This is a genomic window from Sphingopyxis sp., assembly GCF_965279755.1.
Lineage (GTDB): Bacteria > Pseudomonadota > Alphaproteobacteria > Sphingomonadales > Sphingomonadaceae > Sphingopyxis.
In genome coordinates, this window is record NZ_OZ257261.1 from 3,033,459 (window position 1) to 3,047,796 (window position 14,338).

Annotated in this window: 17 protein-coding genes and 1 other RNA gene; 9 read left to right on the forward strand and 9 right to left on the reverse strand. The window is 64.0% G+C overall.

Annotation, left to right across the window (positions count from 1 at the left end; genetic code table 11):
- Nucleotides 1–35: 35 nt before the first annotated feature.
- A complete protein-coding gene (locus ACQY80_RS14880; protein ID WP_428681180.1) occupies nt 36–1,721 on the reverse strand; it encodes a M28 family metallopeptidase in 1,686 nt (561 codons plus the stop codon).
- Nucleotides 1,722–1,889: 168 nt separating this feature from the next.
- Between ACQY80_RS14880 and ACQY80_RS14885 the strand changes: the two genes are divergently transcribed.
- Complete coding sequence (locus tag ACQY80_RS14885) at nt 1,890–3,866, forward strand: alpha/beta fold hydrolase (protein WP_428685883.1); 1,977 nt, start codon at nt 1,890–1,892, stop codon at nt 3,864–3,866.
- Nucleotides 3,867–3,929: 63 nt separating this feature from the next.
- Here the strand turns inward: ACQY80_RS14885 and rpsD are convergent, their stop codons facing one another.
- The gene (rpsD, locus tag ACQY80_RS14890; RefSeq protein ID WP_428681182.1) at nt 3,930–4,541 is read right to left on the reverse strand and encodes a 30S ribosomal protein S4; all 612 of its coding nucleotides are present in this window, start codon (nt 4,539–4,541) and stop codon (nt 3,930–3,932) included.
- 199 nt (nt 4,542–4,740) lie between these two features.
- On the opposite strand from rpsD, the gene ACQY80_RS14895 reads away from it, so the two are divergent.
- Complete coding sequence (locus ACQY80_RS14895) at nt 4,741–5,055, forward strand: chorismate mutase (RefSeq protein ID WP_428681184.1); 315 nt, start codon at nt 4,741–4,743, stop codon at nt 5,053–5,055.
- A 50-nt stretch (nt 5,056–5,105) separates the two neighbouring features.
- Here the strand turns inward: ACQY80_RS14895 and ACQY80_RS14900 are convergent, their stop codons facing one another.
- The 6 genes from ACQY80_RS14900 to rpiB form a co-directional block, all read right to left on the reverse strand.
- Nucleotides 5,106–5,336, reverse strand: a complete 231-nt coding sequence (locus tag ACQY80_RS14900) for a hypothetical protein (protein WP_428681186.1) — start codon at nt 5,334–5,336, stop codon at nt 5,106–5,108.
- Nucleotides 5,337–5,416: 80 nt separating this feature from the next.
- A complete protein-coding gene (locus ACQY80_RS14905) occupies nt 5,417–6,145 on the reverse strand; it encodes an RNA methyltransferase (protein ID WP_428681188.1) in 729 nt (242 codons plus the stop codon).
- Entirely contained in the window at nt 6,142–6,609 is a 468-nt protein-coding gene (nrdR, locus tag ACQY80_RS14910) for a transcriptional regulator NrdR (protein ID WP_428681190.1), read from the reverse strand. The genes ACQY80_RS14905 and nrdR overlap by 4 nt, the downstream gene beginning before the upstream one ends.
- A gap of 3 nt (nt 6,610–6,612) precedes the next feature.
- Nucleotides 6,613–6,831: a hypothetical protein gene (locus tag ACQY80_RS14915; RefSeq protein ID WP_428681192.1), complete on the reverse strand. Its 219-nt coding sequence runs from the start codon at nt 6,829–6,831 to the stop codon at nt 6,613–6,615.
- A 5-nt stretch (nt 6,832–6,836) separates the two neighbouring features.
- A complete protein-coding gene (gene glyA / locus ACQY80_RS14920; protein ID WP_428681194.1) occupies nt 6,837–8,144 on the reverse strand; it encodes a serine hydroxymethyltransferase in 1,308 nt (435 codons plus the stop codon).
- Nucleotides 8,141–8,593: a ribose 5-phosphate isomerase B gene (gene rpiB / locus ACQY80_RS14925; RefSeq protein WP_428681196.1), complete on the reverse strand. Its 453-nt coding sequence runs from the start codon at nt 8,591–8,593 to the stop codon at nt 8,141–8,143. The genes glyA and rpiB overlap by 4 nt, the downstream gene beginning before the upstream one ends.
- A gap of 146 nt (nt 8,594–8,739) precedes the next feature.
- Here rpiB and ACQY80_RS14930 point away from each other — a divergent pair, with 146 nt between their 5' ends.
- Nucleotides 8,740–8,904 (forward strand): hypothetical protein, encoded by a 165-nt coding sequence (locus ACQY80_RS14930; protein WP_428681198.1) that lies wholly within the window; start codon nt 8,740–8,742, stop codon nt 8,902–8,904.
- Nucleotides 8,905–8,911: 7 nt separating this feature from the next.
- Here the strand turns inward: ACQY80_RS14930 and ACQY80_RS14935 are convergent, their stop codons facing one another.
- Nucleotides 8,912–9,568: an alpha/beta hydrolase gene (locus ACQY80_RS14935; RefSeq protein ID WP_058453864.1), complete on the reverse strand. Its 657-nt coding sequence runs from the start codon at nt 9,566–9,568 to the stop codon at nt 8,912–8,914.
- Between the two features lie 138 nt (nt 9,569–9,706).
- Here ACQY80_RS14935 and ACQY80_RS14940 point away from each other — a divergent pair, with 138 nt between their 5' ends.
- From ACQY80_RS14940 to ACQY80_RS14965, 6 genes are all read left to right on the forward strand, one after another.
- Nucleotides 9,707–10,798, forward strand: coding sequence for a cysteine desulfurase family protein (locus ACQY80_RS14940; RefSeq protein ID WP_428681200.1), 1,092 nt, complete (start codon nt 9,707–9,709; stop codon nt 10,796–10,798).
- Complete coding sequence (locus tag ACQY80_RS14945) at nt 10,795–11,133, forward strand: 2Fe-2S iron-sulfur cluster-binding protein (RefSeq protein ID WP_428681202.1); 339 nt, start codon at nt 10,795–10,797, stop codon at nt 11,131–11,133. Before ACQY80_RS14940 ends, ACQY80_RS14945 begins: the two co-directional genes overlap by 4 nt.
- Nucleotides 11,133–12,011 (forward strand): class A beta-lactamase, encoded by an 879-nt coding sequence (gene bla, locus ACQY80_RS14950; RefSeq protein ID WP_428681204.1) that lies wholly within the window; start codon nt 11,133–11,135, stop codon nt 12,009–12,011. Before ACQY80_RS14945 ends, bla begins: the two co-directional genes overlap by 1 nt.
- Before the next feature lie 54 nt (nt 12,012–12,065).
- Nucleotides 12,066–12,163, forward strand: an RNA gene (ffs, locus tag ACQY80_RS14955) — signal recognition particle sRNA small type.
- A 43-nt stretch (nt 12,164–12,206) separates the two neighbouring features.
- Nucleotides 12,207–13,901 (forward strand): DNA polymerase III subunit gamma/tau, encoded by a 1,695-nt coding sequence (locus ACQY80_RS14960; RefSeq protein WP_428681206.1) that lies wholly within the window; start codon nt 12,207–12,209, stop codon nt 13,899–13,901.
- Between the two features lie 9 nt (nt 13,902–13,910).
- A complete protein-coding gene (locus ACQY80_RS14965; RefSeq protein ID WP_428681208.1) occupies nt 13,911–14,246 on the forward strand; it encodes a YbaB/EbfC family nucleoid-associated protein in 336 nt (111 codons plus the stop codon).
- Nucleotides 14,247–14,338 lie beyond the last annotated feature (92 nt).

Genomic DNA, 14,338 nt, shown 5'->3' on the forward strand with positions numbered 1-14,338 from the left:
TGCTCCCCGCAACTGCAGAGGAGCGGTTGTCGTCGTTACTTCGCCGGACGCGACTTGTCGCGCGCGGCCCGGAATTCGTCGCCTTCGTTCCAGTTCGGCCATGCATCGGTCGAAGCAAGCATACGGCCGGCGGCGTAATAGAGCCTCAGGTCCGCGAGCATGCCGTCCCAGTTCTTGATCGCCGCATATTCGTCGGCCGGCGCGTGGTAGCGGTTCTTCTCATAATCTTCGGCCGCCTTCTTGCCGGCGTCCTTACCGCCCTCGACCAGGTCTTCACCCGCGCCGAAGTTGAAGAAGGGCACGCCGAGCTTGGCGAAGCTGAAATGATCCGACCGATAGTAGAAGCCCTTTTCGGGGGTCGGTTCGTCGACGATCGTCACATTCGCCGCCTTGGCGATCTTTTCCAGATAGGCATCGAGCTGCGACTTGCCGCGGCCGACGACGACGATGTCCTTCGCGGGGCCGTTCGGGTTCAGCGAATCCATGTTCACGCCGCCCACGGTCTGGGCGAGCGGGAAGATCGGGTTCTCGGCATAATATTTCGAGCCGAGCAGGCCCGATTCCTCGGCGGTGACGGCAAGGAAGACGACGCTGCGGTCGGGAGCGCCGGCCTTTTTATAGGCCTGCGCCAGCGTCACGAGACCGGCGATGCCGCTCGCATTGTCGACGGCGCCGTTGCAGATGTCATCGCCCTTGACGGGCGTGCAGCGGCCGAGATGGTCCCAGTGGCCGGTATAGAGCACATATTCGTCGGGCCGCTTGGCGCCGGGCAGCACGCCGATGACGTTGCGCGACAGCTTCTTGGAAATCTCGTTGTCAAAGCTGAGCGAGGCTTTGACGCCGGTCAACGCCACGGGCTTGAAGCCCTTTTTCGTCGCTGCGGCGCGGAGCGCGTCGAAATCCTGGCCGGCGCTGGCGAACAGCTCCTTTGCCTTGCCGAGCTGGATCCAGCCATTCGCCGCAGTTTCCTTGGCTCCGCCATCCTTGCTCTCGGCCAGATAGTTGGCGCCCGTGTTGCTCGATTCCACGACATTCCAGCCATAGGCGGCGGGTTTGGTGTCGTGGACGATCAGCGCAGCGGCTGCGCCCTGACGCGCGGCTTCCTCATATTTATAGGTCCAGCGGCCGTAATAAGTCATCGCGCGGCCGTTGAATTCGCCCTTGTTTTCCGTCGCCTGCCAGTCGGGGTCATTGACGAGAATGATGACGGTCTTCCCCTTCACGTCGAGGCCGGCGTAATCGTTCCAGCCCTTTTCGGGGGCGTTGATGCCGTAACCGACGAAGACGACGTCGCTGTCCTTGATTTCGGTCTTCGGCTGCACGCGATAGCTGTTGGCGACATAGTCGGTCGCATATTGCAGCGTGACGGGTGCCTTGCCGCCGGTGAAGGTTAGCGGAGTCGCATTCTTCGGCGTGATCTCGACGAGCGGCACGTCCTGCGTCCACTTGCCGTTGTTGCCGGGCTTCAGGCCCGCAGCCTCGAACTGCTTGATGAGATAGGCGACGGTCTTTTCCTCGCCCGCTGTGCCCGGCGCGCGGCCTTCATAGGCATCCGACGAAAGCTCTTTCGTCACATCCTGAAGGGTCTGCAACGACAGCTCGGGGAACTGGACGTCGGGAAGCGACGCGGTGTCGGGTGCGGCTGCCTTGTCGGCGCCGTTGCACGCCGTAACGGAAAGAAGGACCGCGAAAGCCGCGGCGGCTCGGGGGGAACGAAGCATGGAATTTCCTTGGATTTTCGAGTTCGGTGCCGGGCTTGTGCCAGTCCGCCGCCGGCGATGCAAGGCAGACGGGGATGATCGCGAACCGGCTGTAAAACCGCTTGATAATTACACGTCCTTGTTCAGACATGCGTCTATCCGAACAGATACGGGGAGATGTTTTCGGTGATGTATCAACGGGGGTTGCGCCGGTCGCTTTCGATCGTGGCGCTTGCGGCGGCTTTGTCCTTCATTTCGAATGCCAATGCCCAAGGGACAATCGACAATGCGGCGCGTTTCGGCGCGCTCGAGGCGATTCGCGACGTCAGCCTGTCGCCCGACGGCACGCATGTCGCGTTCGTCGAAAATGGCGAAAAGCAGACGCGCCGGCTGTTCGTCGTCGATACGGCCGAGGGGTCGACGCCGAAGCAGATTCTTTCGAGCAATGGCGAAGACGGATTTCTGAGCTGGTGCGGCTGGGTCACCAACGGCCGCATCGTGTGCCAAATCTATCAGCGCGACAAGGTGGCCGGCGATATCTATGCGGCGACCAGCATCGTCGCGGTCGATGCTGCGGGCGGCAATCTGAAGCTGCTTAGCAATCGGCGCAGTTCGCGCTCGCTCTATGCGGATTTTCGCGGCGGCAGCGTTCTCGACTGGTCGGCCTCCGACAAGGGCTCGCTATTGATGACGCGTACCTATGTGCCGGAAAATAATACCGGCACGATGGTGGTGCAGCGCGGCGAGGGGCTGGGGGTCGATCGCGTCGATGCCTCCAACGGATCGGGATCGCGCGTCGTCGGCCCTAACCGCGATGCCATTTCCTATCTGTCCGATGGCCATGGGCAGGTCCGCGTCATGGCGACCCAGCCGTGGATGAATTCGGGTCAGATCAGTCCCAAGATTCAGTTCTTCTATCGCGCGAAGGATAGCAGCACCTGGAAAACCCTGTCCGACTATGACGTGCCGAGCGAAAAGGGCTTTGTTCCCGCAGCCATCGATCCTGCGACCGACCGTGTTTTCGGATTCGACACGATCGACGGGCGCAAGGCGGTCGTCGCGATCGCGCTCGACGGAACGGGTGCCAGGACGACGATTTTTGCGCATTCTGACGTCGATGTCGACGATATCGTCCGGATCGGCCGGAACGGCCGGATCGTCGGAATCTCCTATGCGACGGACCGCCGAGTGTCTGTGATGACCGATCCGCAGGTCGAAAAGATGACCGCATCGCTGTCGAAGGCGCTGGGCGGCAAGCAGATACTGATCGCCGACGCCTCGGCTGACGAGAGCCGTTATCTGGTTCGCGCAAGTTCGGATACCGATCCGGGGCAATATTTCCTGTTCGAGCCGAAGGCGAAGTCGCTCCGTCCCTTGCTCGGCGAGCGCGATGCGCTTGCGGATGTCACACTGTCGCCGGTGCGACCTGTCACCTATCCGGCGGCTGACGGGACGCAGATTCCCGGTTATCTGACGCTGCCGCCGGGGCGCAGCGACGCCAAGGGGTTGCCGGCGATCGTGATGCCGCATGGCGGACCATCGTCACGTGACGAATGGGGTTTCGACTGGCTGGCACAATATTTCGCGCAAAGCGGTTACGCGGTGTTGCAGCCCAATTTCCGCGGTTCGTCGGGCTATGGCGACAGCTGGTATCAGCAGAACGGCTTTCAATCGTGGAAGACCGCAATCGGTGACGTCGCCGACGGCGGCAAGTGGCTGATCGCGAGCGGAGCAAACCCCGCGAAGCTGTCGATCGTCGGCTGGTCCTATGGTGGCTATGCGGCCTTGCAGTCAGGCGTTTTCGCGCCCGATCTGTTCAAGGCGATCGTCGCGATCGCACCCGTCACCGACCTCGACCAGCTCAAGCGCGAAGAGGCGGACGAGGGGGGCGGGGCAATCAATTCCCGCTTCATAGGATCGGGCGCGCATATCAAGGAAGGGTCGCCGGCGCAGAACGCCGATGCGATCAAGGTGCCGGTGCTGATGTTCCACGGCAGTTTCGACCAGAATGTCCGCATCGAACAGTCGCGGACGATGAAACGCGCGCTGGAAGCGAAGGGCAAGCGCGTCGAACTGATCGAATATCCCGAACTCGCCCATAGTCTGGAGACGGGTGAGGCGCGGACCGACATGCTGCGCAAGATTTCGGCGTTTCTGCCGCATTGACGACAACGAAAAGGGGCGGCCCGTTTCCGGACCGCCCCTTTTTGAATTCCAGCTGGAACCCGATCAGCGTGAATAGAATTCGACGACGAGGTTCGGTTCCATCTTCACCGGATAGGGCACTTCGTCGAGCGTCGGAACGCGAACGAAGGTTGCCTTCGTGCCGTCGAGGGCCAGATATTCCGGCAGGTCGCGCTCGGGCAGGCTCTGCGCTTCGGCGACCAGCGCCATTTCCTGTGCCTTCTTGCCGAGGGTGACTTCATCGCCCGGCTTCACGAGACGGCTCGCGATGTTGCACTTCACGCCGTTCACATAGACGTGGCCGTGGCTGACGAGCTGGCGTGCCGAGAAGATCGTCGGAGCGAACTTGGCGCGATAGACGATCGCGTCGAGGCGGCGCTCGAGCAGGCCGATCAGGTTCTGACCGGCGTCGCCCTTCATGCGCGATGCTTCGAAATAGTTCTTCTTGAACTGCTTCTCGGTGATGTCGCCGTAATAGCCCTTCAGCTTCTGCTTCGCGCGGAGCTGAATGCCGAAATCCGACATCTTGCCCTTGCGGCGCTGACCGTGCTGGCCGGGGCCATATTCGCGGCGGTTGACCGGGCTCTTCGGGCGACCCCAGATGTTTTCACCCATCCGGCGGTCGAGTTTATACTTGGCGCTCTGGCGCTTCGACATATGTCGTCTCCAACTTGCTGTGTGCCGAAGGATTTCGGCGTGTCCCGGGCCGCACCATATGGAGGTTTCCATATGCGACCGCCGCTTCACCGGGGTGCGGGGTCAATTTGCGAAGGCGCGCGGTTAGACGGTAGGCGTAGCCGAGTCAACCCGTGCCGAACGCTGGACGGCGCGGAAAAAGCCGCTAAAGGCAGCGCGCATGACCGTTGCCAAATTTCCCCAAGACTGCGAAACGATGGTCGACGTCCGTGCCGGGGTCGATCAGGTCGATCGCGAACTCGTTGCGCTGCTTGTCCGCCGTTTCGGCTATATGAATGCCGCCGCCCGCATCAAGGCCGACCGGAACAGCGTGCGTGACGAAGCCCGCAAGGCGCAGGTGCTCGACAATGTCGCGCGGGAGGCGGAAGCAGCGGGGCTGGAGCCCGCGCGGCTACGCGCCGTATGGAACGAGCTGGTCGAGCAGTCGATCGCCTATGAGGCGGTCGAATGGGACCGGCTGCGCGCCGACAGCTGACCTTGCGGTTCGGCCAGCCGCGCGTGGCGCGGCCGGCGATCCTTTGACGATCAATTTCCCTTGTTGTCGTTCAGCCGCTGGCTGACGGTGTCGGCTTCGCGATTCCACTCTTCCTGCGTCTTGCAGATGCGCTTGGCGAGGCGGGTTCCGGTGTTGGGATCGCGGCGGCAGACCAGCTTTTCCTTTGCCGGCGCCTCGGTGGCACTATCGGTGCGCTGCGTGGTGGTCGCGTCGGGGGCGGCGGCAGTCGAAATCAGAAGCGAAAGAGCAAGGCTAAGCATGAATACACTCCAGGGAGGGGATTACGCCAGCGACGTCGACGCCACGGGGGCGAACGGGTCACAGGTCGCGATGGCGCCTTCTAGGATTGTTTTTTCGTCCGGCCAAGAGCCGTTATGATGCCGTGCATCATTCTGATATCATTATGCGACCACCCAGTTCTGGTCAGCGTAGTGCGCAAAGTGCGCAGCGTCGCTTCGCGGCGGTCGGCGGGGAAGAAATAGCCCGCAGTATCGAGATCTCGGACGAAATGGCCGATCAGTTCCTCCATTTCACTGTGCGGGGCAGGCGGATCAAGCGGCACATGGGGAGGGCTCGCGAGTGCGACACCCTTCGACCATTCATAAGCGAGCAGGATCACCGCCTGCGCCAAATTGAGCGACCCGAATTCCGGATTGATCGGCACGGTGACAATCTTGTGCGCGAGCGCCACGTCGTCGGTTTCCAGCCCCGATCGCTCGGGGCCGAAGATATAGGCCGAGCGGCCGGCGGTCCCATGCACTTCGCGCGCAGCCTCTTCGGGAGTCAGAACAGGTTTACTCACGCCGCGCTTGCGGACGGTCGTGGCATAGATGGTGGTGCAATCGGCCACCGCCTCGGCGAGCGTGTCGAAAACCTGTGCCTCGGCCAGCACCGGATCGGCGCCCGATGCCGCCGGGCCCGCGTCGGGGTTGGGCCAGCCGTCGCGCGGGGCGACGAGACGCATCTCGGTCAGCCCGAAGTTGAGCATCGCGCGCGCCGCCTTGCCGATATTTTCGCCAAGCTGCGGACGGACGAGAACGATGACGGGGGGCGGGGCGGCCGCGGTCATTTGCCGGGCCGTGCGGCCTCGGAAATCGTTGAGGCGAACTCCTCGAAATCCTTGGCTTCGGTGAAATCGCGATAGACGCTGGCAAAGCGGATGTAGGCGACATTGTCGAAGCCCTTGAGTGCTTCCATCACCATCGCGCCGATCTGCGCGGCTTGCACTTCATTGTCACCGGAGGTTTCGAGCTGACGCTGAATGCCCGATACCAGTCGTTCGATTCGCGCGCCATCGATCGGGCGCTTGCGGCAGGCGATCTGGACGCTGCGCATGAGCTTTTCCCGGTCGAAGGGTTCACGCGTTCCGCCTGCCTTCAGCACCGCGACTTCGCGAAGCTGGATGCGTTCGAACGTCGTGAAGCGCGCGCCACAGTCTTCGCACTGGCGGCGGCGGCGAATCGCGGCGCCGTCCTCGGTCGGGCGGCTGTCCTTCACCTGGCTGTCTTCATGTCCGCAATAGGGGCAACGCATCGGTCAGCGCTTCACCCGGCTGAACAGCGCAATGGCGGCGCCTGCGAACAGGCCGACGGGCCAGGATATGACCGGCAAAACGGCGCCCGCGATCGCGCCGATGACGCCGCCGGTCAGAACCGGCCGCGTCGTCGGGTGATCCATCCCTTGCTTGCCCATCGCCTTGATCTCTTCGATCGTCAGCTCGACCAGCGTCGGTTCCTCGGGGCTCTGGCGCGCCATCGCTCTTAGCCCTGATAGATGGGGAAGCGTTCGCACAGTGCGCGAACGCGGCCACGGACATTGGCTTCGACATCAGCGTCGCCGTGCTCGCCCTTGTCGCGCAGCGCTTCCAGCACGTCGGCGACCATGTCGCCGATTTCCTCGAACTCGGTGATGCCGAAGCCGCGCGTCGTGCCGGCAGGCGAGCCGACGCGGATGCCGCTGGTCTTGACCGGCGGCAGCGGATCGAAGGGCACGCCATTCTTGTTGCACGTGATCGCCGAGCGCTCGAGCGCTTCATCGGCATCGCGGCCGGTGATGCCGAGCGGACGCAGATCGATGAGCGCGAGATGCGTGTCTGTGCCGCCCGCTACAACGTCGGCGCCGCGCGCCTTCAGCCGGTTGGCGAGGGCCTGCGCATTGGCGATCGTCGCCTTGGCGTAATCCTTGAACTCGGGCCGCAGCGCTTCGCCGAACGCGACTGCCTTGGCGGCGATGACATGCATCAGCGGGCCGCCCTGCAGGCCGGGGAAGACCGCCGAATTGATACGCTTGGCGATCGCTTCGTCATTGGTCAGGATCATGCCGCCGCGCGGGCCGCGCAGCGTCTTGTGCGTCGTGGTGGTCACGACATGCGCATGTTCCATCGGCGAGGGGTGCGCACCGCCGGCAACGAGGCCGGCGAAATGCGCCATGTCGACCATCAGCAGCGCGCCGACGTCATCGGCGATGGCGCGGAAGCGTGCGAAGTCGAGCGTGCGCGGATAGGCCGAACCGCCCGCGATGATGAGGGCAGGGCGATGTTCCTTGGCCAGCGCCTCGACCTGATCGAAATCGACGAGATGGTCGTCGGGGCGTACGCCGTACTGCACCGCGTTGAACCATTTGCCCGACATTGCCGGCGGCGCGCCGTGGGTCAGGTGACCGCCGGCGTCGAGGCTCATGCCGAGGATCGTCGCGCCGGGCTTGGTCAGCGCCAGCATGACTGCGCCATTCGCCTGCGCGCCCGAGTGCGGCTGGACGTTCGCGAAGTTGCAGTCGAACAGCTTCTTGGCGCGGTCGATTGCGAGTTGTTCGACCTCATCCGAGGGGGCACAGCCCTGATAATAGCGTTTGCCCGGATAGCCTTCGGCATATTTGTTGGTGAAGACGCTGCCCTGCGCTTCGAGCACAGCCTTGGAGACGATGTTTTCCGATGCGATCAGTTCGATCTGATACTGTTCGCGTTCCATTTCATGCTTCATCGCTGCCGCGACCGCCGGGTCTGTGGCGCCGACGCCGTCGGTGAAATAGCCAGCCGATTTGATGGGCTTGTCGAGCGTTTCTGTGGTCATCGGCTGTTCTCCAGGACGGGCGGGTGGGAAAGCTTGTCGACGCGGCGCGCGTGGCGGTCGCCGGCAAAGTCGGTCGTCAGGAAGGCGGTGATGCACGCCTTCGCCATATCGATCCCCGTCAGGCGGGCACCGAGCGCAATGACGTTTGCGTCATTATGTTCGCGCGACAACTTCGCCGAGAGGGGCTCGGACACGAGCGCGCAGCGGCACGCGGGGTTGCGGTTGACCGAAATCGAGATACCGATGCCCGACCCGCAAAGCGCGACGCCCTTGTCGGCGCTGCCGCCGGCGACGGCTTCGGCGAGGCGATAGCCATAGTCCGGATAATCGACGCTGTCGGGGCCGTTCGTGCCGAGGTCAGCAACCTCATGCCCTTCGCCGCGCAGCCAGTCGGCAAGCACGGCTTTCAGCTCGTAAGCGGCGTGGTCAGAGGCTATCGCGATACGCATGGCGCGGCTCCCGCAAGGCAAAGGGAATCGATGAGCGCGCTTTAGGCGAAGCTTTCGCCATTGGCCACAGGGGCGCCACGCTTTTCGACGCAATTTTGTCATACACCCGGTTTGACCGCGCGGACGCGCCACCGTAGAGCGCGGCCATGGGTGACACGCTGCTTTCGATCGTCATGCTCGCCGGCTTTGCATTGCTCGCCGGCGCGGTCATGGTCTTTCGCCATGGCGACCGGCGCCGCGCGCTCCTGATGATCGTCGGGGCGCTGGTCATGTTCGCCAATGTGGCGATCTGGATGATTCCGGTGAAGTAGGCAGCCCTCAGCGGATCGGCGAATCGGGCGCGAGCCGCATGTCGAGATAATTGTCGAGCGACTTCATCAACTGGTCGAGCTCATGCTCGAAGAAGTGATTGGCGCGCGGGATCTCGTCGTGATGGATCGTGATGCCCTTTTGCGTGCGCAGCTTGTCGACCAGTTTCTGGATCGCGGCCGGGGGGACGATCTCGTCCTGACCGCCCGCGACGATGATACCCGACGAGGGGCAGGGCGCGAGGAAGCTGAAGTCGTACATGTTCGCCGGCGGCGCGACCGACAGGAAGCCGCGGATTTCGGGGCGGCGCATCAGCAGCTGCATGCCGATCCACGCGCCGAAGCTGAAGCCCGCGACCCACGTCGTCTGCGCCTCGGGATGGATCGACTGAACCCAGTCGAGCGCCGACGCGGCGTCGCTGAGTTCGCCGATACCGTTGTCGAACGTGCCCTGGCTGCGGCCGACACCGCGGAAGTTGAAGCGGAGAACCGCAAAACCGCGCGCCACGAAGCTCTTGTACATCGCCTGCGTGATGCGGTCGTTCATCGTACCACCGCCCTGCGGGTGCGGGTGCAAGATCAGCGCGACGGGCGCGCGCGGACGCGGCGGAGGCGAAAAACGACCTTCGATGCGGCCCTCGGGGCCGGGGAAAATCACGTCGGGCATGGAAACACCTCTTATCTTTTGAGCTCAAGGCCGAATCGCCGGTCGGCGGGGTGGCGGAGCGAAGGTGGCGCCTATATAGAAAATAGGTCTCAACTTGCAACTTTTGCGAATCGTTCGCAATAAGGATTCTCTCGGCGAATGATTTACCTCGACTATCAGGCCACGACGCCGCTCGCTCCCGAGGCGCGCGAGGCGATGTTGCGCTGGCTGGGCGGACCTGACGAGGCGGACGGTTTTGCGAACCCGTCGAGCACGCACAAAGCCGGTCGTGCCGCCGCCGCCGCGGTGGAGGTGGCGCGCGATCAGGTCGCGGCGCTGCTGCCGAAGGGCGGCCGGGTCTTCTTCACCTCGGGCGCGACCGAGTCGCTCAACTGGGCGCTGTTCAGCGGCGCGAAGGCGAAACCGGGCGGCGTTTCCGGCCTCAGCATCGAACATGCCGCCTCGCTGCAATGCCTTGAACGTCTGAACGCGGCGGTCCTGCCGGTCGATAGCGCGGGATTGGCGCTGGCGCCCGATGAGGCTCTGATCCCCGAGAACGGTATCGTCGCGATCATGCTGGTGAATAACGAGGTCGGGACGATCCAGCCGGTCGCCGATTTCGCCGCGGCCGCGCACGCGAAGAACGGCTGGCTGCTCTGCGATGCGGTGCAGGGGCTGGGCCGCGTCGCAATTCCGGCGGAGGCCGATATGATCGCGCTGTCGGCGCACAAGATCCACGGGCCGAAGGGCATCGGCGCGCTGTGGGTGCGCGACGGGATCGACCTTGAGCCATTGATGTTCGGTGGCGCGCAGGAACTGGGGATGCGGTCGGGCACCGTGTCGCCCGCGCTCTGCGCCGGCTTCGGCGTGGCGGCGGCGCTCGCGGGCGAGCGGTTCGACCGGGACGCCGAGCATGTCGAGCGCCTGTGGTCGCTGGCGATGGACATGCTGCCCGAATGGACGCTCAACGGCGCGGCAAGCCCGCGCTATCATGGCAATCTCAACGTCCGCCGCGAAGGGGTGAACGGGCTTCGCCTGATGTCGGACGCGCGAGAGGTGGCCTTCTCGCTCGGCAGCGCTTGCGGCAGCGGGTCGGGCAAGGTCAGCCATGTGCTGCGTGCGATGGGGATGAGCGAGGGTGATGCGCGTGCGTCGATCCGTCTCGGTTGGGGACGCTACACGACCGAAGCCCAGTTGCGCGAGGGGCTCGACGCCATCAAGGATGCCGCCCGTTTGCAAGGGGTCAATTGATGCGCGTCACGTTCGTTCACGCCGACGGTAAGGGACGCACCGAGGCCGAGGCCAATCCCGGGGACATTCTGCTCGATGTCGCACAGGCGCATATGATGCCGCTCGAAGGCACGTGCGAGGGTCAGATGGCCTGTTCGACCTGCCATATCATCGTCGCGAAAGAGGATTTCGATCGCCTCCCCGACGCGAGCGAGTTGGAGGAGGATATGCTCGACCTGGCTGCCGGGGTGCGCCGCACGAGCCGCCTGTCGTGCCAGATCGTGCTGACCGCCGACCTTGATGGCCTGACCGTCCATATTCCGGGCGAAAGCCGTAACATGCAGGGGGCGCGCTGATGCGCGCGGGCGTCCCCATGGCCGCGCTGCTGGCGCTCACCGCCTGCGCGTCCTCCGCGCCGATGCGCGAGCCGACTGGCGATTCGGTCATTCTCGCCAAGCAATTGACCGACATCGAGCGGCGCTCGGGCGGCCGTTTGGGCGTTGCGGTAACCGACACGACCGGGCGGCTGCTCTTCGGGCAGCGGTCCGACGAACGATTTGCGATGTGCTCGACCTTCAAGCTGCTGCTTGCGGGGCAGGTGCTGCGGGGCGCCGCAAGCGGCGGGCCCTCGCTGCGCACGCCTTTGCCCCTGGCCGAGACCGACCTGCTGCCGCACTCACCCTATAGCGAGACGCAGGTCGAGACTGGCGAACTGCGCCTTGGCTTTGCCGCCGAACAGATCGTCAAGGTCAGCGACAATGCGGCCGCCAATCTGATCCTGAAAGCCACGGGCGGACCGCCGAACTTCACCCGGCTCCTTCGGATGACGGGCGACACGGTGACGCGGCTCGACCGGAACGAGCCCGACCTCAACGAAAATGTTCCCGGCGATCCGCGCGATACGACCAGCCCTGCCGCGATGGCGCGCAGCAGTGCGTTGCTCGTTTACGGTGATTATCTGAACTCCGATTACCGGCGGATGCTGCGGAACTGGCTGATCGACAGCGAAACCGGCCGGACGCGTATTCGCGCCGGGCTGCCGCCGGCATGGATCGCGGGCGACAAGACCGGGACGTGCGGCACCGCCTATAATGACGTGGCCTTCATCGAGTCGCCTGACGGCGGAAAATATATGATCGCCGCCTATCTCGATCGTCCGACGGTGAGCGACGATGCCGCCAATGCCCTGCTGGCCGAGATCGGGCGCGCGGTGGTGGAGAATCCGCCCGAATAGGACAGGGCGGTCAGCAGACGACTTGCATTTCGCTGCCGTCGCCGTCATATGCGCCGCGGAAGTCGGGCGGACGTGGTCTTCGCCAACCCGGTCAGGTCCGGAAGGAAGCAGCCGCAACGAATTCGCCGCGGGTCGTTCCGGCTTCCACCCATTTCCCCCTTCGACAAGAGCGCACCTGCCCCCTAAGACGGGCGCATGGACGATTCCGCCGACGACGATATTCCGATGCTGGGTATGGACCTGCCGGAGACGCCTGCGCCCCCCGCGTCGAGCGGTCCTTACCGCGTTCTCGCGCGCAAATATCGCCCGCAGACTTTTGCCGAGCTGATCGGGCAGGATGCGATGGTGAAGACGCTGGGCAATGCGATCGCCCGCGACCGGCTGGCGCATGCGTTCCTGATGACCGGGGTGCGCGGGGTCGGCAAGACCTCGACGGCGCGCCTGATCGCCAAGGCGCTCAACTGCATTGGACCGGACGGGCAGGGCGGGCCAACGATCAACCCGTGCGGGATCTGCGAGCCGTGCCGCGCGATCACCGAAGGCCGCCATATCGATGTGATCGAGATGGACGCCGCGTCGAACACCGGCGTCGACGATGTGCGCGAGATTATCGAGGCGGTGCGCTATGCCGCCGTCTCGGCGCGCTACAAGATCTACATCATCGACGAAGTGCACATGTTGTCGCGTAACGCCTTCAACGCGCTGCTGAAAACGCTCGAAGAGCCGCCACCGCACGTCAAATTCCTGTTCGCGACGACCGAGGTCAACAAGGTGCCGGTCACGGTGCTGTCGCGGTGCCAGCGTTTCGACCTCCGCCGCATCACGCCCGACATGCTGTTTGCGCATTTCAGTTCGATTTTGCAGAAAGAAGGCGTCGAGGCGGAGGCACCGGCGATCTGGCTCATCGCCAATGCGGCAGAGGGTTCGGTGCGCGATGGCCTGTCGATCCTCGATCAGGCGATTGCGCACGCGGACCTCGATGGCGGCGGGCGGATCGGCGCCGATCAGGTTCGGGTGATGCTGGGGCTGTCGGATCGCACCGCGATCACGCAATTGATGGCCGCGATCCTCGAAGGCGACAGCGGCGGCGCGATCGACCTCGCCCGCGCGCAATATGCGCTGGGGATCGAGCCGGTCGCGATGGTACGCGGTTTGATGGACCTGACGCACGCAATCACGCTCGCGAAGGTCTCGCGTCACGACGACCCGGCAATTGCGGCAAGCGATCGTGAACGGATCGGTGACTGGGCGCAGAAGCTCGGTTTTGCGCCGCTCAACCGCCTCTGGCAGTTGCTGCTCAAGGGGCATGACGAGGTGCTGCGCGCGAACAATCCGCTCGAGCATCTGGAAATGCTGTTGCTGCGCGTGATCTATGCGGCGTCGCTGCCCGATCCCGGCGAACTGGCGAAGCTGCTCGAATCGGGAGGTGTGCCGACGATGCCGCTCGCCGCGCCCGCCGCACCGAGCGGGCAGGAAAGTGCGCGGGCGGAGTCCGTCGCCGAGGCTGCTGCCTCCACGCCTGCGGAGGCCCCGGCCGCCGCCCTCACGATCGCCCAGATTCACCAGCTTCTGGAAAGCAGCGGAAATCATCAGCTTGCAGTCCGAATTTACGATAACCTCCAGATACTGGAGCTTGAGCCTGGCTTGCTCGTCTATGCGGCGCATCCTGTACTCGACGCGGATTTCGCGCGCAGACTGGGTGAGGCATTGCTCAACGAAACGGGGAGCCGCTGGCAGGTGCGCCAAGGCGAGGGCGAAGGCCGTCCGAGCCTTGGACAGATGAAGGCCGCCAAGCTCGCCGACAATGATTCCCGTATCCGCGAGTTGCCCGTCGTAAAGGCGGCATTTGCGGCTTTCCCCGAGGCAAGATTTGCCGACGACAACAAATAGGTCAAATTCATGAAATCGATCGAAGAAATGATGAAGGCGGCACAGGAAGCCGCCGCAACGGTGCAGGCGCAGATGCAGGAGGCGCAGGCGAAGCTCGACAGCGTCGAGGTCGAAGGCGTCTCGGGCGGCGGGCTGGTGAAGATCACCGCAACCGCAAAGGGCCGCATCAAGGCCATTCACATCGACGACAGCCTGATCGTTCCGTCGGACAAACAGATGCTCGAAGATCTGCTCGCCGCGGCGTTCAACGACGCGCGCGAAAAGGCCGATGCCGCGAGCAACGAGGAAATGGGCCGGATGACCAGCGGCCTGCCGCTTCCGCCGGGCTTCAAGCTGCCGTTCTGACGCACCGGACGGCGGCGTATCTGCGCCGTTCAGCGCAGCGACATTGAATGCGCGGCAAGTTACGCCATATTAGCGATGAAACGCTTATAAGA

Coding starts and splice junctions, on each gene's coding strand:
- ACQY80_RS14880 (WP_428681180.1), bottom strand. CDS start 1,721: ATGCTTCGTTCCCCCCGAGCCGCCGCGGCTTTCGCGGTCCTTCTTTCC.
- ACQY80_RS14885 (WP_428685883.1), top strand. CDS start 1,890: ATGTATCAACGGGGGTTGCGCCGGTCGCTTTCGATCGTGGCGCTTGCG.
- rpsD (WP_428681182.1), bottom strand. CDS start 4,541: ATGTCGAAGCGCCAGAGCGCCAAGTATAAACTCGACCGCCGGATGGGT.
- ACQY80_RS14895 (WP_428681184.1), top strand. CDS start 4,741: ATGACCGTTGCCAAATTTCCCCAAGACTGCGAAACGATGGTCGACGTC.
- ACQY80_RS14900 (WP_428681186.1), bottom strand. CDS start 5,336: ATGCTTAGCCTTGCTCTTTCGCTTCTGATTTCGACTGCCGCCGCCCCC.
- ACQY80_RS14905 (WP_428681188.1), bottom strand. CDS start 6,145: ATGACCGCGGCCGCCCCGCCCCCCGTCATCGTTCTCGTCCGTCCGCAG.
- nrdR (WP_428681190.1), bottom strand. CDS start 6,609: ATGCGTTGCCCCTATTGCGGACATGAAGACAGCCAGGTGAAGGACAGC.
- ACQY80_RS14915 (WP_428681192.1), bottom strand. CDS start 6,831: ATGGCGCGCCAGAGCCCCGAGGAACCGACGCTGGTCGAGCTGACGATC.
- glyA (WP_428681194.1), bottom strand. CDS start 8,144: ATGACCACAGAAACGCTCGACAAGCCCATCAAATCGGCTGGCTATTTC.
- rpiB (WP_428681196.1), bottom strand. CDS start 8,593: ATGCGTATCGCGATAGCCTCTGACCACGCCGCTTACGAGCTGAAAGCC.
- ACQY80_RS14930 (WP_428681198.1), top strand. CDS start 8,740: ATGGGTGACACGCTGCTTTCGATCGTCATGCTCGCCGGCTTTGCATTG.
- ACQY80_RS14935 (WP_058453864.1), bottom strand. CDS start 9,568: ATGCCCGACGTGATTTTCCCCGGCCCCGAGGGCCGCATCGAAGGTCGT.
- ACQY80_RS14940 (WP_428681200.1), top strand. CDS start 9,707: ATGATTTACCTCGACTATCAGGCCACGACGCCGCTCGCTCCCGAGGCG.
- bla (WP_428681204.1), top strand. CDS start 11,133: ATGCGCGCGGGCGTCCCCATGGCCGCGCTGCTGGCGCTCACCGCCTGC.
- ACQY80_RS14960 (WP_428681206.1), top strand. CDS start 12,207: ATGGACGATTCCGCCGACGACGATATTCCGATGCTGGGTATGGACCTG.
- ACQY80_RS14965 (WP_428681208.1), top strand. CDS start 13,911: ATGAAATCGATCGAAGAAATGATGAAGGCGGCACAGGAAGCCGCCGCA.